Annotated in this window: 22 protein-coding genes, 1 other RNA gene and 1 pseudogene; 15 read left to right on the top strand and 9 right to left on the bottom strand. The window is 60.0% G+C overall.

Annotation, left to right across the window (positions count from 1 at the left end; translation table 11 throughout):
• Positions 1 to 91: 91 nt before the first annotated feature.
• A complete protein-coding gene (locus ACIPIN_RS21480) occupies positions 92 to 253 on the top strand; it encodes a hypothetical protein (protein ID WP_401121828.1) in 162 nt (53 codons plus the stop codon).
• A 42-nt stretch (positions 254 to 295) separates the two neighbouring features.
• On the opposite strand, the gene ACIPIN_RS21475 is transcribed toward ACIPIN_RS21480, so the two are convergent.
• The 4 genes from ACIPIN_RS21475 to ACIPIN_RS21460 all read right to left on the bottom strand — a co-directional run bounded on the left by ACIPIN_RS21475 (position 296) and on the right by ACIPIN_RS21460 (position 1,722).
• Positions 296 to 901 carry a 5-formyltetrahydrofolate cyclo-ligase gene (locus ACIPIN_RS21475; RefSeq protein ID WP_401121859.1) on the bottom strand — a complete coding sequence of 202 codons (606 nt, stop codon included), beginning with the start codon at positions 899 to 901 and terminating at the stop codon, positions 296 to 298.
• Between the two features lie 88 nt (positions 902 to 989).
• Positions 990 to 1,168: non-coding RNA, 6S RNA (gene ssrS / locus ACIPIN_RS21470), on the bottom strand.
• A 30-nt stretch (positions 1,169 to 1,198) separates the two neighbouring features.
• Positions 1,199 to 1,516, bottom strand: coding sequence for a cell division protein ZapA (locus ACIPIN_RS21465; protein WP_019694181.1), 318 nt, complete (start codon positions 1,514 to 1,516; stop codon positions 1,199 to 1,201).
• The gene (locus ACIPIN_RS21460) at positions 1,513 to 1,722 is read right to left on the bottom strand and encodes a TIGR02449 family protein (RefSeq protein ID WP_169991256.1); all 210 of its coding nucleotides are present in this window, start codon (positions 1,720 to 1,722) and stop codon (positions 1,513 to 1,515) included. The genes ACIPIN_RS21465 and ACIPIN_RS21460 overlap by 4 nt, the downstream gene beginning before the upstream one ends.
• Before the next feature lie 128 nt (positions 1,723 to 1,850).
• Between ACIPIN_RS21460 and ACIPIN_RS21455 the strand changes: the two genes are divergently transcribed.
• The 9 genes and pseudogenes from ACIPIN_RS21455 to gcvH all read left to right on the top strand — a co-directional run bounded on the left by ACIPIN_RS21455 (position 1,851) and on the right by gcvH (position 10,943).
• Positions 1,851 to 2,408, top strand: a complete 558-nt coding sequence (locus tag ACIPIN_RS21455) for a YecA family protein (protein WP_401121824.1) — start codon at positions 1,851 to 1,853, stop codon at positions 2,406 to 2,408.
• 27 nt (positions 2,409 to 2,435) lie between these two features.
• Positions 2,436 to 3,770 carry a Xaa-Pro aminopeptidase gene (gene pepP, locus ACIPIN_RS21450; protein WP_401121823.1) on the top strand — a complete coding sequence of 445 codons (1,335 nt, stop codon included), beginning with the start codon at positions 2,436 to 2,438 and terminating at the stop codon, positions 3,768 to 3,770.
• Positions 3,767 to 4,954 (top strand): 2-octaprenyl-6-methoxyphenyl hydroxylase, encoded by a 1,188-nt coding sequence (gene ubiH / locus ACIPIN_RS21445; RefSeq protein ID WP_401121820.1) that lies wholly within the window; start codon positions 3,767 to 3,769, stop codon positions 4,952 to 4,954. The genes pepP and ubiH overlap by 4 nt, the downstream gene beginning before the upstream one ends.
• A 4-nt stretch (positions 4,955 to 4,958) precedes the next feature.
• Positions 4,959 to 5,048, top strand: a pseudogene (locus tag ACIPIN_RS21440) (tetrameric acyl-CoA thioesterase); the annotation flags it as partial.
• 9 nt (positions 5,049 to 5,057) lie between these two features.
• Positions 5,058 to 6,275, top strand: a complete 1,218-nt coding sequence (locus ACIPIN_RS21435) for a 2-octaprenyl-3-methyl-6-methoxy-1,4-benzoquinol hydroxylase (protein ID WP_401121857.1) — start codon at positions 5,058 to 5,060, stop codon at positions 6,273 to 6,275.
• Between the two features lie 251 nt (positions 6,276 to 6,526).
• Entirely contained in the window at positions 6,527 to 7,528 is a 1,002-nt protein-coding gene (locus ACIPIN_RS21430; protein WP_401121818.1) for an extracellular solute-binding protein, read from the top strand.
• Positions 7,529 to 7,653: 125 nt separating this feature from the next.
• A complete protein-coding gene (locus ACIPIN_RS21425; protein ID WP_401121815.1) occupies positions 7,654 to 9,270 on the top strand; it encodes an ABC transporter permease in 1,617 nt (538 codons plus the stop codon).
• A 155-nt stretch (positions 9,271 to 9,425) separates the two neighbouring features.
• The gene (gene gcvT / locus ACIPIN_RS21420; protein ID WP_401121813.1) at positions 9,426 to 10,508 is read left to right on the top strand and encodes a glycine cleavage system aminomethyltransferase GcvT; all 1,083 of its coding nucleotides are present in this window, start codon (positions 9,426 to 9,428) and stop codon (positions 10,506 to 10,508) included.
• A 51-nt stretch (positions 10,509 to 10,559) separates the two neighbouring features.
• Positions 10,560 to 10,943: a glycine cleavage system protein GcvH gene (gene gcvH / locus ACIPIN_RS21415; protein ID WP_401121811.1), complete on the top strand. Its 384-nt coding sequence runs from the start codon at positions 10,560 to 10,562 to the stop codon at positions 10,941 to 10,943.
• A gap of 94 nt (positions 10,944 to 11,037) precedes the next feature.
• On the opposite strand, the gene ACIPIN_RS21410 is transcribed toward gcvH, so the two are convergent.
• Entirely contained in the window at positions 11,038 to 12,177 is a 1,140-nt protein-coding gene (locus ACIPIN_RS21410; RefSeq protein ID WP_401121809.1) for a DegT/DnrJ/EryC1/StrS family aminotransferase, read from the bottom strand.
• A 153-nt stretch (positions 12,178 to 12,330) separates the two neighbouring features.
• On the opposite strand from ACIPIN_RS21410, the gene gcvP reads away from it, so the two are divergent.
• Positions 12,331 to 15,204 (top strand): aminomethyl-transferring glycine dehydrogenase, encoded by a 2,874-nt coding sequence (gcvP, locus tag ACIPIN_RS21405; RefSeq protein WP_401121806.1) that lies wholly within the window; start codon positions 12,331 to 12,333, stop codon positions 15,202 to 15,204.
• 173 nt (positions 15,205 to 15,377) lie between these two features.
• Here gcvP and ACIPIN_RS21400 read toward each other — a convergent pair whose 3' ends face one another.
• From ACIPIN_RS21400 to ACIPIN_RS21390, 3 genes are all read right to left on the bottom strand, one after another.
• Positions 15,378 to 15,710: a DUF2388 domain-containing protein gene (locus tag ACIPIN_RS21400; protein WP_401121804.1), complete on the bottom strand. Its 333-nt coding sequence runs from the start codon at positions 15,708 to 15,710 to the stop codon at positions 15,378 to 15,380.
• Positions 15,711 to 15,808: 98 nt separating this feature from the next.
• Entirely contained in the window at positions 15,809 to 17,590 is a 1,782-nt protein-coding gene (locus ACIPIN_RS21395; protein ID WP_401121802.1) for a GspE/PulE family protein, read from the bottom strand.
• A gap of 141 nt (positions 17,591 to 17,731) precedes the next feature.
• Positions 17,732 to 18,070 carry a hypothetical protein gene (locus tag ACIPIN_RS21390; RefSeq protein WP_401121800.1) on the bottom strand — a complete coding sequence of 113 codons (339 nt, stop codon included), beginning with the start codon at positions 18,068 to 18,070 and terminating at the stop codon, positions 17,732 to 17,734.
• A gap of 125 nt (positions 18,071 to 18,195) precedes the next feature.
• Between ACIPIN_RS21390 and ACIPIN_RS21385 the strand changes: the two genes are divergently transcribed.
• Complete coding sequence (locus ACIPIN_RS21385; protein WP_054594557.1) at positions 18,196 to 18,666, top strand: Lrp/AsnC family transcriptional regulator; 471 nt, start codon at positions 18,196 to 18,198, stop codon at positions 18,664 to 18,666.
• A gap of 11 nt (positions 18,667 to 18,677) precedes the next feature.
• Here the strand turns inward: ACIPIN_RS21385 and ACIPIN_RS21380 are convergent, their stop codons facing one another.
• Positions 18,678 to 20,045 (bottom strand): inorganic triphosphatase, encoded by a 1,368-nt coding sequence (locus ACIPIN_RS21380; protein WP_401121798.1) that lies wholly within the window; start codon positions 20,043 to 20,045, stop codon positions 18,678 to 18,680.
• Between the two features lie 157 nt (positions 20,046 to 20,202).
• On the opposite strand from ACIPIN_RS21380, the gene argE reads away from it, so the two are divergent.
• From argE to ACIPIN_RS21365, 3 genes are all read left to right on the top strand, one after another.
• Positions 20,203 to 21,351 (top strand): acetylornithine deacetylase, encoded by a 1,149-nt coding sequence (gene argE / locus ACIPIN_RS21375; RefSeq protein WP_401121795.1) that lies wholly within the window; start codon positions 20,203 to 20,205, stop codon positions 21,349 to 21,351.
• A 136-nt stretch (positions 21,352 to 21,487) separates the two neighbouring features.
• Entirely contained in the window at positions 21,488 to 22,786 is a 1,299-nt protein-coding gene (gene argA, locus ACIPIN_RS21370) for an amino-acid N-acetyltransferase (protein WP_401121793.1), read from the top strand.
• Between the two features lie 555 nt (positions 22,787 to 23,341).
• Positions 23,342 to 24,664, top strand: coding sequence for an OprD family porin (locus tag ACIPIN_RS21365; protein WP_401121790.1), 1,323 nt, complete (start codon positions 23,342 to 23,344; stop codon positions 24,662 to 24,664).
• The last annotated feature ends 51 nt before the right edge of the window (positions 24,665 to 24,715 follow it).

The following is a 24,715-nucleotide window of genomic DNA, read 5'->3' as shown; positions in this document are numbered from 1 at the left end:
AATGCCGGACTTTTAAGCGAGACGCTGCTGCACGGCCTATTTCGGATACCGTTGCTGTCATCGTAAGTAACATGCCTGAGGGGGGCAATCGATGAAACGCAAACCGGATTTACTGTGGATTTTAGTTATTGTGTTCGGCCTGGGCGTCGTAACCACGGGCTATGCGCAAAGCCTGTGGGCGAACAAGACCGATGCACCGATCGAAGTTGCACAACAGCAACAGCAACAACATCTAAAGCCGCACAAGCGCTAAAACCGCTGCAAACGACGCCGCTGATGGCAGTGGCGTCTGAGTCTAGCCTGCGAAATACCACTTCCTGTCAGTCACCGTTCCTTGCAACGGTACATCCCAGCTCGCTTGAGCCAGTTTTTCGACTTTCTGACATTCATGGGCCAGGCCCAGCAGCGTCGGCTTGCGCCAGTTTTTGCGGCGCGCCAGATAGGCCAGGCTGCGATCGTAGAAACCGCCACCCATCCCCAGACGTCCACCGTGTTCGTCAAAACCGACCAACGGCAACAACACCAGATCCAGTGCCCAGACCTTGCGTTGCTTAGCCTGGTTGACCCGTGGTTCGAGAATGCGAAAGCGGTTGGGCCGCAGCTTTTCACCGGGGCGAATCCGCTGGAAGACCATCTTGGTTCGCGGCCAGGCGCTGAGTACCGGCAGGTAAGTCGCCTTGCCCCGACGTTGAGCGGCGCGCAGCAGCAGGCGCGGATCGATTTCACCGTCGGTGGGCAGGTACAGGGAAATGTGTTTTGCGCGGCGAAACAGCGGATGTTGCGCCAATTGCCGATATAGCCCGCGGGCGGCCTCGCGTTGTTCGCAGTGCGAGAGTGCGCGACGGGCCTTGCGCAGCATGCGTCGAAGTTGCGGGCGGGAAAGCGGCGCAGGTTCGGTCATCGTCATGGGCTGTTCGAGTGTCGAAGGCACCAGGACGGTGGCTTCGTAAAAAGCCGATGCCAGCAAAAAACTGGCATCGGCTTGAATCAGGCTCCCCGGATGAACCGCTGTCGACTTAGCCCTTGAACCCGAAAGTTCAAGGTGGAAGATGCAGTAGGCCTTAAGGCTTTCCGTCTAGCGGACATGCACACCGGCCCAACGTGCAACCTCCAGGGTAGTGCGAATCGGCTCAGGGACATCGCCAACTGGCAAGCACCCCAGGGAGTGCCGCGAGTATACCGCAACCACCCTCAGGAATCAGCCCTTGCTGACATCCGGATCGGTGGCGAGCACCAGATCCACTCGATCAAGCAGATCACGCACCTGCTCGCGGGTCGAGCCACTGGCCTGTACATCAGGGCGTTCCCGGGTGTGCAGCAGATCGTGGGTAATGTTCAGCGCGGCCATCACGGCGATGCGATCGGCGCCGATGACTTTGCCGCTGCTGCGGATCTCGCGCATTTTGCCGTCCAGGTAACGGGCGGCGCTCACCAGGTTGCTGCGCTCTTCCTGGGGGCAAATGATCGAGTACTCTTTGTCGAGGATCTGCACGGTAACGCTATTGCTTGAACTCATGAGTCTTGCTCCAGGGCCTTGAGGCGCGAAATCATCGATTCGACCTTACGCCGAGCGATTTCGTTTTTTTCAATGAGATGAGCGCGTTCCTCGCGCCAGGTCTTTTCCTGAGCTAATAAGAGTCCGTTTTGGCTCTTAAGTTGCTCGACTCGGGCAATTAGCAGCTCGAGTCTGGCCATCAGCGCTTGCAAGTCGGTGTCTTCCATACGTGTTCCACGGGATTTGTCTGATGGGCGGTAACTGGCGGACAGCCTTTAATAGTCTTGGCGAGTCTGTCGATGTAGGATACAAGGCCTTCATTCTAGACATAGCGCCGTCTGGCGCCTAGCTGCCCATGACCACTCAGAATTCCCCGTATAACGCCTTTGCCACCCTGCTGAGCTCCAGCGGCCATCCTTGCTCCCCTGCCGAGCTTCACGGCGTGCTGCTGGGCCGCAGTTGCACCGGTGTCGGCTTTGATGCCGACACCTGGTTGGCTGACGTCGCCGAGCTGCTGGAAACCGAACCGGCCGATAACGTACGCAACGCGCTGATCGGCCTGCAAGAAATGGTCAAGGGCGAGTTGACGGGCGACGACGTCACCGTGGTCCTGTTGCTGCCGACCGACGACGCGCCGCTCACCGAACGTGCCGCTGCGCTGGGCCAATGGTGCCAGGGCTTCCTCCACGGCTTCGGCGTGAACGCGGGCGGCCTGGAACTGAGCAAAGATGCCCAGGAAGTGCTGCAAGACCTCGCCGCCATCGCTCAGGTGCAAGATGCCCTGGAAGAGTCCGAAGACGGCGAAGGCGACTACATGGAAGTGATGGAATACCTGCGCGTCGCGCCATTGCTGCTGTTCGCCGAGACCAAGAAACCGGCGCAAGCCGCTGCTGCCAAACCTTCTCTGCACTGATCGTTTGTAAGGGACTGCCATCTGCCCATGATTCATATCCCTAAATCGGAATACACCCGCCGCCGCAAGGCGTTGATGGCGCAGATGGAACCCAACAGCATCGCAATCCTGCCGGCCGCGGCCGTGGCGATCCGCAACCGCGACGTCGAGCACGTTTACCGTCAGGACAGCGACTTCCAGTACCTGAGCGGTTTTCCCGAGCCTCAGGCCGTCATCGTGCTGATGCCCGGGCGTGAACATGGCGAATACATTCTGTTCTGCCGTGAACGCAACGCCGAACGCGAACTGTGGGACGGCCTGCGTGCGGGGCAGGAAGGCGCGATCCGCGATTTCGGTGCCGACGACGCCTTTCCGATCACCGACATCGACGACATCCTGCCGGGCCTGATCGAAGGCCGTGACCGGGTTTATTCGGCCATGGGCAGCAACCCCGAATTCGATCGTCACCTGATGGACTGGATCAACGTGATCCGCTCTAAAGCGCACCTGGGCGCCCAGCCGCCGAACGAATTCGTTGCGCTGGATCATTTGCTGCACGACATGCGCCTGTATAAATCGGCAGCAGAAGTGAAAGTGATGCGCGAAGCCGCACGGATTTCCGCGCAAGCCCACATTCGCGCCATGCAGGCCAGCCGTGCCGGCTTGCATGAGTTCAGCCTGGAAGCCGAACTCGATTACGAGTTCCGCAAAGGCGGGGCGAAAATGCCGGCCTATGGTTCGATCGTCGCTGCCGGGCGCAATAGTTGCATCCTGCATTACCAGCAGAATGACGCGCTGCTCAAGGACGGCGATCTGGTGTTGATCGACGCCGGTTGCGAGATCGACTGCTACGCCAGCGACATCACCCGCACCTGGCCGGTCAACGGCAAGTATTCGCCGGAACAGAAGGCGATCTACGAGTTGGTGTTGGCGTCGCAGGAAGCCGCGTTTGCCCAGATCGCACCCAACAAGCACTGGAATCAGGCGCACGAGGCGACGGTTCAGGTGATTACGGCCGGTCTGGTGAAGCTCGGTTTGTTACAGGGCGACGTAGACGAGTTGATCGCCAGCGAAGCCTACAAGGCGTTTTACATGCACCGCGCCGGCCATTGGCTGGGCATGGATGTGCATGACGTCGGCGATTACAAGGTCGGCGGTGAATGGCGGGTGCTGGAAGTCGGCATGGCGTTGACCGTCGAGCCGGGTATCTACATTGCCCCGGACAACATGAGCGTGGCGAAGAAGTGGCGCGGCATTGGCGTACGCATCGAGGATGACGTGGTGGTAACCAGACAGGGCTGTGAAATCCTGACCAACGGCGCGCCGAAAACGGTCGCCGAGATCGAGGCCTTGATGGCCGCTGCGCGGACTGAAGCAGCATGAGCAGAGTCAATCTGGCAATCATCGGTGGCGGTCTGGTTGGCGCCAGTCTGGCGTTGGCCTTGCAGGCCGGTGCCCGTGCCCGTGGCTGGAAGATCGTGCTGATCGAACCGTTCGCGCCTGGTCATACCTACCAGCCAAGCTATGACGCGCGCTCTTCGGCGCTGTCCTTTGGTGCTCGGCAAATTTATCAGCGGCTGGGTCTGTGGCAGGAAATCTCCCGCCGCGCCGAGCCGATCAAACAGATCCATGTCTCGGATCGTGGGCGTTTCTCTACCGCGCGGCTGTCGGCCATGGAAGAGGGCGTTCCGGCCTTGGGTTATGTGGTGGAAAACGCCTGGCTGGGTCAATGCCTCTGGCAGGGCCTGGACAAGGACGTGATCAGCTGGCGCTGCCCGGCTGAAGTCACGCGCATGGAACCGCTGGAAGACGGCTATCGCTTGACCCTCAACGATGAAGTCAGCCTTGAATGCGACCTCGCGGTGCTGGCCGATGGCGGTCGTTCGGGCTTGCGCGAGCAGCTGGGGATCGGCGTCAAAAAGCGTCCGTACAATCAAAGTGCATTGATCGCCAACATCACCCCCAGCGAAGCCCACAACGGCATGGCGTTCGAGCGCTTCACCGATGACGGCCCGATGGCCCTGCTGCCGCTGCCGGATAACCGCTGCGCGCTGGTCTGGACTCGCCTGGGCATGGACGCGCAGCGTCTGGCCGCACTCGATGAGCGCAGCTTCCTCAGCGAGCTGCAGGGCGTATTCGGCTATCGCCTCGGCACCCTCAAGCAGGTCGGTGCGCGGCATCTGTACCCGTTGTCGCTGATTGAAGCCGAAGAGCAGGTGCGTCCGCATCTGGCCGTATTGGGCAACGCCGCCCACAGCCTGCACCCGATTGCCGGTCAGGGCTTCAATCTGTCGCTGCGGGACGCTCAGGCCTTGGCCGAAGCATTGCTCGCCAGCCAGAGCGCGCCGGGTGACTTCGCCACCTTGCAGGCTTACCGCGAACGCCAGCGCCTGGACCAGCACCTCACCGTGGGTTTCTCCGATCAGGTCACCCGTTTGTTCGGCAGTACCCAACCGCTGGTTTCGCTGGGCCGCAACATCGGCCTGCTGGGCCTCGATCTGTTGCCGCCGGCCAAACGCTGGTTCGCTCGGCAAGCGATGGGGTTGGGAACACGTTCCGATGGTTAAGTGGCTGCAGATCGAGATTCACGACGGCGCCTTGGTGGCGCGGGTCGATAAAACCCTTTACGTGCGGCTCAAGCCGCAAGCGAGACAGGCTTAAAGCATGGAAATGCGCGCAGATCTGCTGATAGTCGGGGCCGGAATGGTCGGGAGCGCGTTGGCGCTGGCGTTACAGAACAGTGGGCTGGAAGTCCTGCTGCTCGACGGCAGCCCCATGAGCGTCAAACCCTTCGATGCGCAGTCGGCGTTCGAGCCTCGGGTGAGTGCCTTGTCGGCCGCCAGTCAGCGGATCCTGGAACGTCTGGGTGTGTGGGAAGGCGTCATCAGCCGGCGCAGCAGCGCTTATACCGACATGCATGTCTGGGACGGCAGCGGCACCGGGCAGATTCATTTCTCGGCCACCAGCGTCCACGCCGAGACGCTCGGGCATATCGTCGAGAACCGGGTGGTGCAGGATGCATTGCTTGATCGCCTGCACGATTGCGACCTGGGCCTGCTGGCCAATGCGCGCCTGGAGCAGATGCGCCGTTCCGGCGACGACTGGCTGCTGACCCTGGCCGATGGCCGCACGCTGCGTGCACCGCTGGTGATCGCGGCTGACGGCGCCAACTCGGCGGTGCGCCGCCTCACCGGTGTCGCGACTCGCGAGTGGGATTACCTGCATCACGCCATCGTCACCAGCGTTCGCAGTTCGCTGCCGCATCAGATGACGGCCTGGCAGCGTTTTACCGACCACGGTCCGCTGGCGTTCCTGCCATTGGAGCGTGACGGCCAGCAAGACTGGTGCTCGATCGTCTGGTCGACCACCCCGAGCGAAGCCGAACGCCTGATGGCGCTGGACGATGAAGGCTTCTGCCGTGAACTGGAGCGTGCCTTTGAAGGGCGCCTTGGCAGCGTGCTGAGCGCTGATCCACGACTGTGCGTGCCGCTGCGTCAGCGTCACGCCAAGCGCTATGTGGCTGAAGGCCTGGCGCTGATCGGCGACGCCGCTCACACCATTCACCCGTTGGCCGGGCAGGGCGTCAACCTCGGTTTCCTCGATGCGGCGGTTCTGGCCGAAGTGCTATTGCACGCGACCAGCCGTGGTGAGCGTCTGGCGGATGTGAAAGTCCTCAGCCGCTACGAGCGTCGACGCATGCCGCACAACCTGGCGTTGATGGCGGCGATGGAAGGTTTTGAACGTTTATTCCAGGCCGACCCTTTGCCGCTGCGCTGGTTGCGTAATACCGGGTTGAAAATGGTCGACCAGATGCCCGAAGCCAAGGCGCTGTTCGTGCGCGAAGCGCTTGGATTGATCGGGGATCTGCCGGAGCTGGCCAAGGCCTGACATTTTGCGTCGGAGCTGATGCCCTCATCGCGAGCAAGCTCGCTCCCACACTTGATCTTCTTTGTTCACACGAATGTGCGCTTCAAGGAGATTCCCTGTGGGAGCGAGCTTGCTCGCGATGGCGGCGGCACATTCACCATCAATCCCCGGTTGTGCAATATCTCGTAACTCCTCCGCAGAGGGATCGGTTGAGAAGCCAAATGTGAGTCCTTATCATTTCGACTCATTTTTGATTTCGAGAGACCGCTCCCATGTTGGCACCGAAGCGTCTACTGACAGCCCTCGCCCTGACCCTGATTGGCACCACCGCTCAGGCCGCTGACGAGGTGGTGGTCTACTCCTCACGTATCGACGAACTGATCAAACCGGTCTTCGATGCTTACACCCAAAAAACCGGCGTAAAGGTGAAGTTCATCACCGACAAGGAAGCGCCGCTGATGCAGCGCATCAAGGCCGAAGGCGAGAACGCCACCGCCGACCTGCTGCTCACCGTCGATGCCGGCAACCTCTGGCAGGCCGAGCAAATGGGCATCCTGCAGCCGTTCACCTCGAAAGTGATCGATACCAACATTCCACTGCAATACCGCGCCGCTTCTCACGCCTGGACCGGTCTGAGCCTGCGGGCGCGGACCATCGCCTATTCCACCGACCGGGTAAAACCCTCGGACCTGACCACCTACGAAGCACTGGCTGACAAGCAGTGGGAAGGTCGTCTGTGCCTGCGTACCGCGAAGAAGGTCTACAACCAATCGCTGACTGCGACCCTGATCGAAACTCATGGCGCGGAAAAAACCGAAGAAATCATCAAGGGTTGGGTTCGCAACCTGTCCACTGACGTGTTCTCCGACGACATTGCCGTACTGCAAGCCATCAACGCCGGGCAGTGCGACGTCGGTATCGTCAACACTTACTACTACGGTCGTCTGCACCAGCAGAAGCCGGATCTGCCGGTCAAACTGTTCTGGCCGAACCAGGCTGACCGTGGCGTACACGTGAACCTGTCGGGCATTGGCCTGACCAAATACGCGCCGCACCCGGAAGCCGCCAAGGCTCTGGTGGAATGGATGACCACGCCTGAAGCGCAAAAAATCTTCGCCGACGTTAACCAGGAGTTCCCGGCCAACCCGACGGTGAAACCGTCCGCTGAAGTCGAGGCCTGGGGCAAGTTCATCCCGGACACCCTGCCGGTTGAAGTCGCTGGCCTGCGCCAGGCAGAGGCCATTCGCCTGATGGACCGCGCGGGCTGGAACTGAGTCCGAAGCACTAAAGATCAAAAGATCGCAGCCTGCGGCAGCTCCTACAGGGGGAACACAAACCCCGCGTAGGAGCTGCCGCAGGCTGCGATCTTTTTGCGGATTCACCCCCAGAGAGCTTTTCCTTGGCCCATCCCGCCCAACGCCGTTGGTATCCGTTGGTTTTCGTCGTTGCCGCTCTGGTGCTGCTGCCGCTGAGCGTGTTGCTGCTGTCGTGGCAAACCGTCGACCTGCAGATATGGTCGCACCTGTGGGACACCCAGATGCCGCGCCTGCTGGGCAACACCCTGACGCTGATCCTCGGCGTCGGAATTGGCGTCACGCTGTTGGGCGTGAGCCTGGCGTGGCTGACCAGCCTCTGCGAATTCCCCGGACGACGCTGGCTGGACTGGGCGCTGATGCTGCCGTTTGCGATCCCGGCCTATGTGCTGGCGTTCGTTTTTGTTGGGCTGCTGGATTTCTCAGGCGCCGTGCAAACCCTGCTGCGCGAATGGTTCGGCAGCGGTTTACGGCTGCCACGCGTGCGCTCCACCGGCGGGGTGATTCTGGTGTTGGTGCTGGTGTTCTATCCCTACGTCTACCTGCTGGCGCGCACCGCATTTCTGGCTCAGGGCAAAGGTCTGATGGAGGCTGCGCGAGTGCTCGGCCAATCACCGTGGCAAGCATTCTGGCGCGTGGCGTTGCCGATGGCGCGGCCGGCGATAGGTGCCGGAGTGGCCTTGGCGTTGATGGAGACGCTGGCGGATTTCGGTGCGGTATCGGTGTTCAATTTCGACACCTTCACCACGGCGATCTACAAGACCTGGTACGGCTTCTTCAGCCTGTCGAGCGCCGCACAGCTGGCCAGCCTGTTGCTGCTGGTGGTGATGCTGCTGCTTTACGGCGAACGCCGTGCTCGTGGTGTCAGTCGGGCGAGTAACGAGCGGCCGCGAGGCAAGGCGCTCTATCACCTGCGCGGGTTCAAGGCCGTGGCCGCCACCAGTTGGTGCGGGCTGGTGTTTGCCTGCGCGTTTGTCATTCCATTGCTGCAACTGGTGGCGTGGTTCTGGCAGCGCGGGCGCTTTGACCTGGATGAGCGTTACGCCGGGCTGATCATGCATACGCTGTACCTGGGCACCATGGCCGCGCTGATCACTGTCAGCGTCGCGCTGCTGCTGGTGTTTGCCCGGCGCCTGGCGCCGACCCGGGCGATTCGTTCCGGGGTCAGCCTGGCCAATATCGGCTACGCCTTGCCCGGTTCGGTGCTGGCGGTATCGATCATGCTGGCGTTCAGTTATCTGGACCGCGAGCTGGTGGTGCCGCTGTCGGGCTGGCTTGGTGGTGCAGGCAAGCCGTTGCTGTTGGGCAGCCTGTCGGCGTTACTGCTGGCGTATCTGGTGCGCTTTATCGCGGTGGCCTACGGGCCGTTGGAAAATAGCCTGGCGCGGATCCGCCCGTCGTTGCCGGAAGCTGCACGCAGTTTGGGTGTCAGTGGGCCACGACTGTTTTTCAAGGTGTATCTGCCGCTGTTGCTGCCCGGTACGTTGAGCGCGGCGTTGCTGGTGTTCGTCGATGTGCTCAAGGAAATGCCCGCGACCTTGCTGATGCGCCCGTTTGGCTGGGACACGCTGGCAGTGCGGATCTTCGAAATGACCAGTGAAGGTGAGTGGGCGCGGGCGTCGTTGCCGGCGCTGACGCTGATTCTGGTGGGCCTGTTGCCAGTCATCGGATTGATCAGACGTTCGGCACATCGAAACGGCTAGGTGTCAGTCCTACACCTTGCGGCTACAATGCGCGGCATTCGGTGCGGTTCGTCCTTCAGACCGGGTCGCTGAAATTGGCTGGAAGCCTTCTATTTCAAGGCTTTCAACCATACAGCACCTGTCCGTACCTTCGCCACGCCCGGAAGGAGAAACCCATGGGACAGCGTACGCCTCTGTATGACCTTCATCTCGCACTCGGCGCGAAGATGGTCGATTTTGGCGGTTGGGATATGCCACTGCATTACGGCTCTCAGGTCGAGGAACACCATCAGGTGCGCCGCGACTGTGGGGTTTTCGATGTATCCCATATGACCGTAATCGATGTCAGCGGCCCTCAGGCCAAGGCCTGGCTCCAGCATTTGCTGGCCAATGATGTCGAACGTCTGCACAGCGTCGGCCGTGCCTTGTACAGCACCATGCTCAATGAACGGGGCGGGGTGGTCGACGACATGATCGTTTATCGCCTGGAAGACGCTTACCGTCTGGTGGTGAACGCTGCCACGCGCGATCAGGACATGGCCTGGATGCAGGCCCAGCTCGGCGACTATCAGGTGCAACTACACGAGCGCTGCGAGTTGGCGATGCTGGCGATTCAAGGTCCGCAGGCGCGGCAAAAGATCGCCGAACTGGTGACCCAGTCCCGTGGCACGCTGATCCAGCAGCTCAAACCGTTCGAAGGGCAATGTGACGGTGACTGGTTCATCGCCCGTACCGGTTACACCGGCGAAGACGGTCTGGAAATTGCCTTGCCGGCCGATCAGGCGCCGGGATTCTTCAACGATCTGGTGGGTGCGGGCATATCGCCGATTGGCCTCGGCGCGCGTGACACGCTGCGTCTTGAGGCCGGAATGAACCTCTACGGTCAGGACATTCATCAGGATGTCTCACCGCTGGCTTCCAATATGGCCTGGAGCATTGCCTGGGAACCGGCTGCTCGTCAGTTCATCGGCCGGGCAGCGCTTGAGGCCGAGCGGGCGGCTGGCATCAAGTACAAACTGGTCGGCCTGGTGCTCGAAGAGCGTGGGGTTTTACGTGCCCATCAGGTGGTTCGCATCGCTGATGTTGGCGAAGGGGAGATCACCAGTGGTAGTTTCTCTCCTACGCTTAGCAAATCGATCGCCCTGGCGCGGGTACCGATGGCAACCGCCGACCGGGCAGAAGTGGAAATTCGTGGCAAGTGGTACCCGGTTCGGGTGGTTAAACCGACCTTCGTGCGTCACGGCAAAACCCTGATCTAACTTTTTCTGGCGGGCCAACACCGCTGACATTTCTTCTTGAGGACACAGAACATGAGCGATATCCCTGCCGACCTGCGTTTTGCCGAAAGTCACGAATGGGCCCGTCTGGATGAAGATGGCGGCGTAAAAGTCGGTATTTCAGACCATGCTCAGGAAGCCTTGGGTGACGTAGTGTTCGTCGAGCTGCCGGAAATCGGCAAGGTGTTCGCTGCCGGTGATGCTGCGGGCGTAGTCGAGTCGGTCAAGGCCGCTTCGGATATCTACTCACCGGTCTCCGGTACAGTCATCGCGATTAACGAAGAGTTGGCCAACAGCCCGGAACTGGTCAACAGCGCGCCATACGACAGCTGGTTCTTCAAGCTCGAGCCAAGTGATACCTCTGAACTGGACAAGCTGCTCGACCCTACTGGCTACAAGAACGCCATCGGCGAGTAATGCTCGCCCCGTAGGAGCACGGCTTGCCGGCGATAGCGGCCTCAAGATCGCCATCGCCGGCAAGCCGTGCTCCTACAAAAGCGTCAATCTCACCTCACCGCTGCAAAACCTCCTTCACCGCTGCAACCGAACGCTCGACGTCGCTTTTGCTCATGGCCGAGAACATCGGCAGCGAAACGATCAGGCGACCGACACGCTCGGACACCGGGAACATGCCTTCCTTGAAACCGCGTTCGCGGTAAAGGCTCAGCAGGTGGATCGGCGGGTAGTGGTAGCCGATACCGACGCCCAGTTCCTGCATTTGCTCCATAAAGGTCGCGCGGGCCGGCTTGCCGTCCTTGCGCTCTGGCAACACCAGTTGGAACAAGTGCCAGTTGCTGTTGGTGAAGTCCGCCGGTGGCAGCTGTGCACCGTACTTGGCTTCGAAATCGCTGCCGAAACAGGCGAAGTAATGTTTGGCCAGCTCGCGGCGGTGAGCGGTGATGGCTTCAATGTGGGCGAATTGGCCCAGGCCAATGGCCGCCGCCACGTCGGTCATGTTGAACTTGCCACCCAGCACATCGACGTCCAGGCCGTCGAAGCCTGTGCGGGTCACGCCTTGCAGGCGATATTTCTCGGCCAGCCGCACTTCTTCAGCGTTGTTCAATACCAGGCAGCCACCTTCCGAGGAGGTGACGTTCTTGTTCGCCTGGAAGCTGAACGACACGAAATCGCCTGTGGCGCCGATGCGCTGACCGTTCCAGCTCGAACCCAGTGCCTGGGCGGCGTCTTCGACAATGCGCAGGCCATGTTTTTTGGCGATCGCGTAAAGGCGGCTCATGTCCACCGGCAAACCGGCGAGGTACACCGGGATGATTGCCTTGGTACGCGGGGTAATGGCCGCTTCGAGCTGGTCCAGGTCGATGTTGCGAGTGACCGGGTCGATGTCGGCAAACACCGGAGTGGCGCCCACTTCGAGAATCACGTTGGCCGTGGCGACCCAGGAAATCGGCGTGGTGATGACTTCGTCACCGGCACCGATCCCGGCGATGCGCAGGGCGATCTCCATGGTGCAGGTCCCGGAGTTGAACGTGCGCACCGGGCGGCCGCCCAAAAACTCCGAGAGCTGGGCTTCGAACGCCTGAACCTTGGGCCCGCTGGTGATCCAGCCGGAGCGCAAGACATCGCCGACAGAGGCAATGGTGGCTTCATCGATGGTGGGTTTGGAAAACGGTAGAAAAGGCAGTTGGCTCATGACGATCAGTGCACCCGATTGGCTGACGGTAGTTATATGCGCCGCACATGATGAGCCTGATTGCGCAAAGACGCCATGCCGTCCGCGCAGGGGAGCTATGCTGCTTTGATCGAGTTGCATCGACGCTGAGCGCCATTCAAGAGAGAGCCCGTCATGTCCCAGTTGCCATCCTTGAGTCAGTTACGAGACCCGAATGCCTTTCTGCGGCGCCACTTGGGGCCGGACACCGCCGAGCAGCAGGCGATGCTCGACAGCCTCGGGCTCGGCAGCCGTGTCGAGCTGATCGAGCAGACGGTGCCGCCGGGAATTCGCCTCAACCGCGCACTGGACTTGCCGCCAGCGCTCGATGAAGAGGCCGCGCTGGCAAAACTGCGCGGCTATGCCGAACAGAATCAGGTCTGGACCAGCCTGATCGGCATGGGTTACCACGGCACCCTTCTGCCCGCGGTGATCTTGCGCAACGTGCTGGAAAATCCCGGTTGGTACACCGCTTACACTCCGTATCAGCCAGAGATTGCTCAGGGGCGACTCGAAGCGCTGCTCAATTTCCAGCAATTGACCATCGACCTTACAGGCCTGGAACTGGCCAACGCCTCGTTGCTCGACGAAGCCACGGCTGCGGCCGAAGCCATGGCGCTGGCCAAGCGTGTCGCCAAGTCGAAAAGCAATCTGTTCTTCGTCGACGAAAACTGCCACCCGCAAACCATTTCCGTGGTGCAGACTCGCGCTGAAGGCTTTGGCTTCGAGCTGATCGTCGACGCTGTGGATAACTTGAAACGGCATCAGGTATTTGGCGCACTGCTGCAGTATCCCGATACCCACGGTGAGATCCGCGACCTGCGCCCGCTGATTGACCACTTGCATGCGCAACAGGCGCTGGCCTGCGTTGCGACTGATCTGCTGAGCCTGTTGTTGCTGACGCCGCCGGGTGAGCAGGGCGCTGATGTGGTGTTTGGTTCTTCCCAGCGCTTTGGCGTGCCGATGGGTTATGGCGGCCCTCACGCAGCGTTCTTCGCCAGCCGCGATGAATACAAACGGGCGATTCCCGGGCGGATCATCGGAGTGTCGAAAGATGCTCGCGGCAACGTCGCACTGCGCATGGCCCTGCAAACCCGCGAGCAACACATCCGCCGCGAGAAGGCCAATTCGAACATCTGCACGGCCCAGGTATTGCTGGCCAACATCGCCAGTTTTTACGCGGTCTATCATGGCCCGCAGGGGCTTAAACGGATTGCTCAACGAGTACACCGGCTGACCTGCATTCTCGCTGCCGGGCTTGAGCGCAACGGCATTACCCGGCTCAACCAGCACTTCTTCGACACCTTGACCCTGGAGGTTGGCGGCAGTCAGACCGCAATCATCGAGAGCGCCAAAGCGGCACAGATCAACCTGCGGATTCTCGGACGCGGACAGGTTGGTTTGAGTCTCGACGAAAGCTGCGATGAACGCACCGTGACGAAGTTGTTTGATGTGTTCCTGGGCGCCGATCATGGGCTTGATGTCGCCGAGCTGGATGGCGAGCCGCTGGTCTCCGGGATTCCCGACGGCTTGTTGCGGGCCACACCGGTTTTGCGCCACCCGGTGTTCAACGCCCACCATAGCGAAACCGAGATGCTTCGCTACCTCAAGCAACTGGAGAACAAGGACCTGGCGCTCAACCAGTCGATGATTCCGCTGGGCTCCTGCACCATGAAACTCAACGCCAGCAGCGAGATGATCCCGATCACCTGGCCAGAGTTCGCCAATCTGCACCCTTTTGCACCGAAGGAGCAGGCGTTCGGCTATTCGCTGATGATCAGCGAACTGGAGAGCTGGCTCTGCGCGATCACCGGTTTTGATGCGATCTGCATGCAGCCCAACTCCGGCGCCCAAGGTGAATACGCCGGGTTGCTGGCGATCCGCAAATATCACGAAAGCCGTCAGCAAGGTGTACGCGACATCTGCCTGATTCCCGCATCAGCCCACGGCACCAACCCGGCATCGGCGCAGATGGCTGGGATGCGGGTGGTGATCGTCGACTGCGACGATGCCGGTAACGTCGACCTTGATGACCTGAAAGCCAAGGCGCTGGCTGCCGGCGATAAGCTTTCCTGCCTGATGGCCACTTACCCTTCGACCCATGGGGTGTACGAAGAAGGCATCAGCGAAATCTGCGAAGTTATCCACAGCCATGGTGGCCAGGTGTACATGGATGGCGCCAACCTCAATGCGCAGGTCGGGCTGGCCCGGCCGGCGGATATCGGCGCCGATGTTTCCCATATGAACCTGCACAAGACCTTCTGCATTCCCCATGGCGGAGGCGGGCCGGGGATGGGGCCGATTGGCGTGCGGGCGCATTTGGCACCGTTCGTTGCCAATCACCCGGTGGTGCCGATCGACGGGCCTGACCCGCACAATGGTGCAGTCAGCGCGGCGCCTTGGGGCAGTGCGAGCATTTTGCCGATCAGCTGGATGTACATCGCGATGATGGGGCCGCAACTGGCCGATGCCAGCGAAGTGGCGATTCTTTCGGCCAACTATCTGGCGAAACATTTGTCCGGTGCTTTCCCGGTGCTCTACACCGGGCGCAACGAGCGGGTGGCGCACGAATGCATCCTAGACTTGCGACCGCTCAAGGCGCAGACCGGTATCAGCGAAGAAGATGTCGCCAAGCGGCTGATGGATTACGGTTTCCATGCACCGACCATGTCTTTCCCGGTGCCGGGAACGTTGATGGTCGAGCCCACCGAAAGCGAGTCCAAGGCTGAGCTGGATCGCTTTATCAACGCGATGTTGAGCATTCGCGCAGAAATTGCCGAGGTGCAGAATGGCAATTGGTCTGCCGAGGACAATCCACTGAAACGCTCGCCTCATACGTTGGCGGACATTGTCGGCGTCTGGGATCGGCCCTACAGCATTGAGCAAGCGGTGACCCCGGATCTGCACACCAAGCTGCATAAATACTGGCCGACGGTGAATCGCGTGGACAACGTCTACGGGGATCGCAACCTGTTCTGTGCCTGCGTGCCGGTGGATGAATACCGCTGAGGTTACGGCGTACATCAATCCTCTGTGGGAGCGGGCTTGCTCGCGAAAGCGGTTCAACATTCAACATTGATGTCGACTGACACACTGCTTTCGCGAGCAAGCCCGCTCCCACACTGGATCGCAATGGGCAAAAAAATGCCGCTCTTGGGAGCGGCATTTTTACAGCAACAAAATTATTCCGGGGCGACTGCGTTCTTGGCCAGGATCGCGTTGGCCAGTTCCATGTCGGTGGCCTTCAAACCTGGATTGTCGGCACGGACTTTCTGCATCGCAGATTCCAGGTACGGACCACGAATATTGCCGTCACTGGCCACGAAACTGCTGGCGTCGTCCTGAGCGGCAACGACCAGCTTGTGATCCCTGGAGGTCAGGTAGGTGGACGCGGTGGTCGCACCTGAGGAAATAACTTCTTGCAAGATGCCATCATGATCATGCTCATGGGCCATTGCTGAACCTACAGACAGGGACAGCAAGGCAAGCGTAGCGGCAGCAAGTTTAAAACGCATTGTGGGTGACTCCAGTGGGATTTCTGGCGGGTTGGATTGCCAATACCCCAAACGAGTTCCGTAGCGTTCATCGGCGTGTTCGACCAGGATAACCCCCCCTATTTCTGCTCACTCTGCGGCGTAACCCGCAGCACCTCTTCAATCGTCGTCAGCCCCGCCGCCACTTTTTGCGCACCCGACAGCCGCAGGCTGCGCATGCCTTCCTTGAATGCCTGGCGACGGACTGCGAGCAAGTCGGTGTCGGGGTTGATCAGGGCTTTGACGCCGTCGGTCATTTGCATGATTTCGTAGACCCCGGCGCGTCCGCGATAGCCGGTGTCGCGGCATTCCAGGCAGCCAATGGCGCGCTGGGCGTTGCTTGGCAGCGGTGCTTGCCAGGGGCGGGTCAAGGTTTGCCAGTCGTCTTCACCCAGGGTCAGCGGCGCCTTGCAATGCGGGCATAAAGTGCGGACCAGCCGTTGCGCCATGACCCCCAGCACGGTGGCTTTGATCAGGTAATGCGGCACGCCGAGCTCCAGTAAGCGGCTGATGGCGCTCGGCGCGTCGTTGGTGTGCAGGGTCGACAGCACCAGGTGTCCGGTGAGTGCTGCCTGAATAGCCATTTCGGCGGTTTCGAGGTCGCGGATCTCACCGATCATGATGATATCCGGGTCCTGTCGCATCAGTGCGCGCACGCCGCTGGCAAAGGTCAGGTCGATGTTGTGCTGGACCTGCATCTGATTGAACGCCGGCTCGACCATCTCGATCGGGTCTTCGATGGTGCAGAGGTTGACCTCTGGCGTCGCGAGTTTTTTCAGCGTGGTGTAGAGCGTGGTGGTCTTGCCTGAACCGGTTGGCCCTGTGACCAGAATGATGCCGTTGGGTTGTCGGGTCATGTCCTGCCAGCGCCGCAGATCATCGGCAGAAAAACCGAGCTGGTCGAAGTCTTTGAGCAGCACTTCCGGATCGAAGATCCGCATGACCATTTTTTCCCCGAACGCGGTGGGTAGCGTCGACAGCCGCAACTCCACTTCGCCGCCATCCGGCGTCTTGGTTTTGACCCGGCCGTCCTGGGGTTTGCGCTTTTCCGCGACGTTCATCCGTCCCAGACTTTTCAGGCGACTGACAATCGCCATGGTCACCTGCGGTGGAAATTGATAGACGTTGTGCAATACGCCGTCGATGCGAAAGCGCACGGTGCCTTGCTCGCGCCGCGGTTCGATGTGGATATCACTGGCGCGCTGCTGGAAGGCGTACTGGAACAACCAGTCGACGATGTTGACGATGTGCGCGTCGTTGGCGTCCGGCTCCTGATCGCTGGCGCCGAGGTTGAGCAACTGTTCGAAGTTGCCCAGGGTGTTCATCTGCTGATCGGCGTTGGTCGCGCCGCTGACCGATTTCGCCAGGCGGAAGAACTCCACACTGAAGCGCTGGATGTCTGCCGGGTTGGCCACCACGCGTTTGATCGGCAGCTGTAGAACGTGGGTCAGGTCAGCTTCCCAGCTCCGCACATAAGGCTGCGCGCTGGCGACGGTGACGGCGTTGCGGTCGATCGCTACCGCGAGAATCTTGTGGCGCTGGGCAAAGGCGTAGGACATCAACGGGGTAATTTGCGCGACGTTAATTTTCAGCGGATCGATGCGCAAGTAAGGCTGGCCGGCCTGCTGCGAGAGCCACAGGGTCAGGCTTTCCAGATCCAGGCGTTTGCCGGGGCGGCTGAGGTCGTCGAGGTGTTGGCTGGCCAGAAATTCCAGCGGGTGCAACTGGCTGTTGCTGGCATTACGGCGGGTAGTCAGTGCGTGCTCGGCCGAGTCCTGGCTGATGAAGCCCTGGGCGACCAACTCGCGCAGCAGGTCATTGAGATCCAGCCAGCGATCCTGAGTGGCGAGTTGAACGGGCATCCGGGCTCCTTATGGAAACGATCCTGCAACGAGCGGTTTAGACAGGTGCGTCTCTAACCACAGATGCCAAGAATAGTCCCCACAATGGCCAACCGTTCGGCCATTGGCCGATTCATCGTTGCGAGTTTTTGCAGTGGTGCTTCAGCCGGTGGCCTTTGCAAGCTGAACCCGTTGCGAATCAGCCGCTTGCAGCTCCACCGAGCAGACGCTGATCAGGTTACGTAATTTTTCCGCGATCACCTGGGCACGGTGCCAGCTCAGGCCGTCCATGACGATATCGATCGACAGCAAATCGTTGTCGCGCAACACATTGACCTGCTGTGGCACCAGAAACTGCAGCGCAAACAAGTTGAGCGCCCGGCACAACACGTCCGGTTCGGCCTCAGCTAGCAGTTGGTAGTGCACGCGGCAATGGGCATTGCTGACGTTCCACACATCGGCGCGGGTGGGGGTGTTGCTGACGGCTTCGAGCGGGGGCATGGTCGGTCTCCAAATCACTGGAGAAATTTTTACATTCGGTGCTGGGTATTTCTTATCTATGATGGGGACAATTGGCGTTAAATCGAATTGTTCAATTCTCAGATAGTGTATTTGCGGGTTTTTCTATGCATAGCGAACTTGACGCGTACGACCGACGGATTCTGGCGCTGTTGCAAGAGGACGCATCGCTTTCCAGTGCGCAGATTGCCGAGCAAGTCGGGTTATCGCAGTCGCCGTGCTGGCGGCGTATTCAGCGGATGAAGGAGGAGGGCGTTATTCGCGGGCAGGTGACCTTGCTCGATCGCAAGAAAATCGGCCTCAACACGCAGATCTTCGCCGAGATCAAACTCAACGCTCACGGGCGTTCGAACTTCACGGAATTCACCGAGGCGATTCGCGGTTTTCCGGAGGTACTGGAGTGTTATGTGCTGATGGGCGCGGTGGATTTCTTGCTTCGGATCGTCACGGCAGACATCGAAGCCTATGAGCGCTTCTTCTTCGAGAAGCTGTCGATGGTGCCGGGGATTCAGGAGGTCAACTCGATCGTGGCCTTGTCGGAAATCAAGTCCACGACGAGTTTGCCGGTGTTGCGATAAAGCAAAAGATCTTACATACGCAACAACATCTTCCACGCGCGGTTCTGATACACCGCAATCGCCTGCTGCTTGCGTGCATCCAGCACTTCGTCGGTGATGGGTTCGTTGGCCAGTTGCGCGAGTTTGTTCAGCTCACCGTACAGACGATCCATTTCCGGGATCTCCAGCACGTTGCGGGCATGATGCAGCCAGGCCTGGATGCGTTCGATACGCGGCAGTTGCTCGGCCAGGTCTTCTGGCTGTTGCTGATAACGCTGCAATTGCAGGGACGTAGCTTCTTCACCCAGCAGACGCGGCAGCCAGCTGCCCAATTGCGCAGCGCCCTGGCGATTGCCGCGAGTGTTGCGATCGGCTGCCCAGGTACGGGCCAGCAACCAGCGCGAAGTGTTCAGGGAGAACAGGCCCCAGCGCGGGTCTTCCAGTTCTTCGAGGAACTGCTCCGGCGCGGCTTTGCGCACGTCTTCGTCATCCAGACCGGCTTGTACCAGCGGGCGCCAGTCTTCGAGCAAGGCATCCAGCGCAAGACGCAGATCGTGAGTCGACTGACGTGGTGCGGCTTGACCCAGGCTGCTGAGCAACGCGCGCAATTCAGCCAGGTTTTCGACCCAGTCCTGCAACAGGCGCCAGTGGCCATTAAAGCGATATTGTTCGGCCAGACGCTGGCTGCTGCCCAGCAAGTGCCAGCTCAGTGCGGCGAAAGCGTCGTCCAACGGCGTTTCTGCGGTGATCTGCGGTGCCGGCAGGCTCAACGAGTAGCTGTTGGCATCGAACAGGCGGTAGCCGCGCTCGGCCTTGCTGATGTCGCATGGCATCAGCGCCAGGGTTGCGGCCAGTTCGGCGGCCAGTTCCAGCAATGCCGCCGGCTCGCCTTCGCGCAGTTCCAGTTCCAGCTCGCAGATTTCTTCTTTCTGCTTGCCGGCAATCACGTGGCCCAGGTCCAGTGCGGCTTCAATGACCACTTTGGTCTTGCCACGACCCCAGGCGATTTCGGCGCGTTCGCGTACGAAATCGGTGGTGAAAATGGCCTTCAGGGTTTTCTTGTCCAGCTCGGCCAGCTCTTCGGGCCAGCATTCGCCGTCGAGTTTCTTCACGTCGAGCTTGGCTTTGGGCAGGTTCCAGTCGTATTCATGACGCTCGGACAGACCGGCGACGCTGTGGCCACGGGTCTTGAGCGTTTGAATCACTTCTTCGCCATCGCGGCGCAGGCGCAGGGCGACCTTGGCACGGGCCAGATCACGCTCTGGCGTGTCGAAGTACTGGTTCATCAACTCACGGCGTTCCCAGCCACTTTTGTTGCGTTTTTTCAGTAACGGGTGTTCGCGCAGGGCGGCGAGGGTTTCGCGGCTGACGCGGAGTTTGATTTCGGTTTCTTTCTGCATGGCCGGAAAATCCAGGATCGGGAGCGCAGCCGGGGGAATGTGTGGCTGCCAAGGCCGTGCAGTGTACAGCACTCACTAAACCTACGCGCCGCGACGGTTTATTCCTGTCGCCAGATGGTTCTATGATGGACTTCAATTCGGGAGTTGGGAGTCAGCGATGCCTTTGCCGTCCATGAAAGAACAGTTCGCTGCGTTGATCGCCGCACCGTCTGTCAGCTGCACCCAACCCAACCTCGATCAATCCAATCGCGCGGTCATTGATCTGCTGGCGACCTGGCTCGGCGACCTGGGGTTTTCGTGCGAAATCCAGCAGGTCAGCTCCGGCAAATTCAACCTGCTCGCCAGTTTTGGCAGCGGCCCCGGCGGGCTGGTGCTGGCCGGGCACAGCGACACGGTGCCGTTCGACGGCGCCCTGTGGCAGACCGATCCGCTGAAACTGACCGAAGTCGACGGTCGCTGGGTCGGCCTCGGCAGTTGCGACATGAAGGGTTTCTTTGCGCTGGCCATCGAAGCCGTGCTGCCGTTGCTGGATAAACCGTTCAAGCAACCGCTGATGATCCTCGCCACCTGTGACGAAGAAAGCTCCATGGCCGGCGCCCGGGCGTTGGCTGCTGCTGGCCGGCCGTTGGGCAGGGTGGCGGTGATTGGCGAGCCGACGGGACTGAAGCCGATTCGTCTGCACAAAGGTGTGATGATGGAGCGCATCGACATTCTCGGTCAGAGCGGCCATTCGTCCGATCCGAGCCTGGGTCACAGCGCTCTGGAAGCCATGCACGATGCGATGGGCGAATTACGCGGCTTGCGCCTGCAATGGCAGCGCGAGTTTCGTAATCCACAGTTCAGCGTGCCGCATCCGACGCTGAATTTCGGCTGCATCCACGGTGGCGACAACCCGAACCGGATCTGCGGCCAATGCTCGCTGGAGTTCGACCTGCGGCCCTTGCCAGGCATGGACCCGAACGCGTTGCGCGCGGCAATCCGGCAGAAACTCGAACCGGTCGCCGAGCTCCATCACGTGAAGATCGACTACGCTCCGTTGTTCCCCGAAGTGCCACCGTTCGAGCAGGCGGCGGACTCGGAGCTGGTGCGGGTTGCCGAAAAACTCACCGGCCACCTCGCCGAAGCAGTAGCGTTCGGCACCGAAGCGCCTTATCTTCAGCGTCTTGGCTGCGAGACGATAGTGCTTGGCCCAGGCGATATCGCCTGCGCCCACCAACCGGGGGAATACCTCGAAATGTCACGTTTGCAGCCTACTGTGCATCTCTTGCGTCAACTGATCGAACATTACTGCCTGACCCCGGCTTAAAATACCGGGGCACCCAACCCGTATTCATGAGGAGAGCGCGCGTGTTGCCAAGCCTGTTCCGACGATAACCATCAGCCCGCTGTGCGTATTGCTTCGTCCTTTTTATCGGCTGCTATTTATTACAGGCGCAGGTGTTATGCCCGAATACGTCAATTGGCTTCGTCACGCTTCCCCTTATATCAACGCCCACCGCGATTGCACCTTCGTCGTCATGCTGCCCGGCGACGGCGTCGAGCACCCGAACTTTGGCAATATCGTTCACGACCTGGTGCTGCTGCACAGCCTGGGTGTGCGACTGGTACTGGTTCACGGTTCGCGTCCGCAAATTGAAACCCGCCTTGCCGCCCGCGGCCTGACCCCGCATTACCACCACGGGATGCGCATCACCGATGCGGCGACCCTGGAATGTGTGATCGACGCGGTGGGTCAACTGCGCATTGCCATCGAGGCGCGCTTGTCGATGGACATGGCCTCCTCGCCGATGCAGGGTTCGCGTCTGCGGGTGGCCAGCGGAAACCTGGTGACCGCACGGCCGATCGGTGTGCTCGAAGGGGTCGATTATCACCACACCGGCGAAGTGCGTCGGGTCGACCGCAAGGGCATCAACCGTCTGCTGGACGAGCGTTCTATCGTATTGCTGTCGCCGCTGGGCTACTCGCCGACCGGGGAAATCTTCAACCTGGCGTGCGAAGACGTCGCCACCCGCGCGGCCATCGATCTGGGGGCCGACAAGCTGTTGCTGTTCGGCGCAGATCTTGGGCTGATCGATGAGAACGGTCGTCTGGTCCGCGAACTGCGTCCGCAACAGGTGCCAGCGCACTTGCAGCGTCTGGGCGGCAACTATCAGGCGGAACTGCTGGATGCCGCAGCCGAAGCTTGCCGTGGTGGTGTCGGCCGCAGCCATATTGTCAGTTATGCCGAAGACGGCGCGCTGCTGACCGAACTGTTCACCCGAGACGGTGGCGGTACGCTGGTAGCCCAGGAGCAATTTGAGCTGGTGCGCGAAGCGGCCATTGAAGACGTCGGCGGTTTGCTGGACCTGATCAGCCCATTGGAAGAGCAGGGGATTCTGGTGCGTCGTTCACGTGAAGTGCTGGAGCGCGAAATCGAGCAGTTCAGCGTGGTCGAGCGTGAAGGCATGATCATCGCCTGCGCAGCGCTGTATCAAATTGCCGATTCGAATGCCGGGGAGCTGGCCTGTCTGGCGGTGAACCCGGAATACCGCCATGGCGGCCGTGGTGATGAACTGCTGGAGCGGATCGAGACCCGGGCACGTGCTCAAGGGCTCAACACCCTGTTTGTCCTGACTACCCGCACGGCGCACTGGTTCCGCGAGCGCGGCTTTGTGCCAAGCAGCGTCGAGCGCCTGCCATCGGCTCGGGCCTCGCTGTACAACTATCAGCGTAATTCGAAGATCTTCGAAAAGACTCTGTAACCTGAAGAGCTTAGACTTCGCCCCGGGCACTGACAGATCGCTGGTTGCGCCTGCTCTTACAGGGGAATGCGCCGATCAGTTCTGCCGTTTTTCTGCCCGTTGCGAAATTTACCTGACGGGCGGTAAAAAAAATTATATCGGTATACAAACTGTAACAATTTGACGGGAAGATGCACGTTTGGCCATGATGGCGTCGCTTATTTGATAGTGATTGACGTATGAAGAATACGTAAGCACGTATTGATCTAAGCAAATGCTGGTAAATACCATTTAGGAATTAGCTCGTAGGCCGATACCCCCGCATCCGGTTCGGTTGAGGCGTGCTGAGCTATATTCCCGAATCGTATGAAAAATTAATAAACAGTTCCTTTTGGGTTTATGAGGAAGTCATTAACCTGAACGGATCAAACACTGCGATTAGACCAAGGTCGTAACGCGACTGCTTACGATTGACTTATCAGTCACGGTCTTGCGCTAATCGCGCATCTGTGGGAACCGGGGCACTAGACCTTGGACCAAGGTGCACAAAAAATTAGAAACGTAGAGGAGCGAAACATGAATAAGTCCACCTTGGCCCTGGCTGTGGCCGTAGGGGTTTTGGCGCAGCAGGCAGGCGCCGCCGGTTTTGTCGAAGACAGTAAGGCGACCTTGGGTCTGCGTAACTTCTACATCAACACCGACAACCGTACTGGCACCGGCGCGAACAAAAACGAAGAATGGGGCCAAGGCTTCGATCTGCGTTTCATCTCGGGTTACACCCAAGGTACTGTTAAGTTCGGCGTTGATGCCATTGGCCTGTACGGCGTGCGTCTGGACTCCAGCCCAGCCAAGAGCGGCAATTCGAGCGGTACAGCTTCCGGCGGTACGATTTTCCCAAGCGATGGCAACCGTGCGGTTCCAGACTTCGGTAGCCTGGGCTTGACCGGTAAGGTCAAAATCTCCGAGACCGAGCTGAAAATCGGTACCCTGCAGCCGAACAACCCGGTCATCAAGTACAACGATGGTCGTCTGTTGCCACAAACCTTCACTGGTGGCGAGCTCAAGTCCAACGAAATCAAAGATCTGACCCTGACTGCGGGCGAGATCAATGAGGCTAAAGGCCGTAACTCCAGCAACGACGAAGGTCTGTCGATTGCCGGTGCCAACGCTGGCTCCAACTACGACGCGGGCAAGTTCAGCAACAAGTTCTACTACGGTGGTGCTGACTACAAAATCACCAAGGACCTGACCGCTTCGTACTACTACGGCGAGCTGAAGGACTTCTACTCGCAGAACTTCCTGGGCCTGGTGCACAACTGGTCCATCGGTCCTGGCGTGCTGAAAAGTGACCTGCGCTACTACCGTAGCCGCGACAACGGTTCCAACGGCAACGACAAGAGCTTCTTCACTACCGGTTTCTACGGCGACAATACAACCAAAGGCAAGGTCGACAACGACCTGTACAGCTACCTGGCTCTGTACTCGGTTGAAGGTCACACCTTCGGTGGCGGTTACCAGTACACCAAGGGCGACAGCGATTTCCCTTGGCTGAACCAGGGTGACGGTTCGTCCAACAGCACCATCACCGACATGCAGATCCAGAAGTTTGCCCGCGCTGGCGAACGTACCTGGCAAGCTCGCTACGCTTATGACTTCGCCAAGGTTGGCGTACCGGGTCTGACCGCTGGTGTGATCTACCTGCATGGCAACAACATCGACACCCCTACTGGCGAAAAGAGCGAGTGGGAGCGTGACCTGAGCCTGGCTTACGTTGTTCCTGAAGGCCCGCTGAAAAACCTCGGCTTTGCCTGGAAAAACGCCATGTGGCGCACCGACGTGGCCACCCGCGACCAGGACGAAAACCGTCTGATCGTCAGCTACTCGATCCCGCTGTTGTAATACCCAGGCGTTTACAAGCCTGAATAAAAAGCCCCGCTCGGCGTAAGCCTG

Source organism: Pseudomonas sp. NPDC087697, assembly GCF_044743155.1.
Lineage (GTDB): Bacteria > Pseudomonadota > Gammaproteobacteria > Pseudomonadales > Pseudomonadaceae > Aquipseudomonas.
The sequence above is the reverse complement of the archived record's forward strand: the minus strand, read 5'-3'. Positions and strand labels throughout refer to the sequence as shown.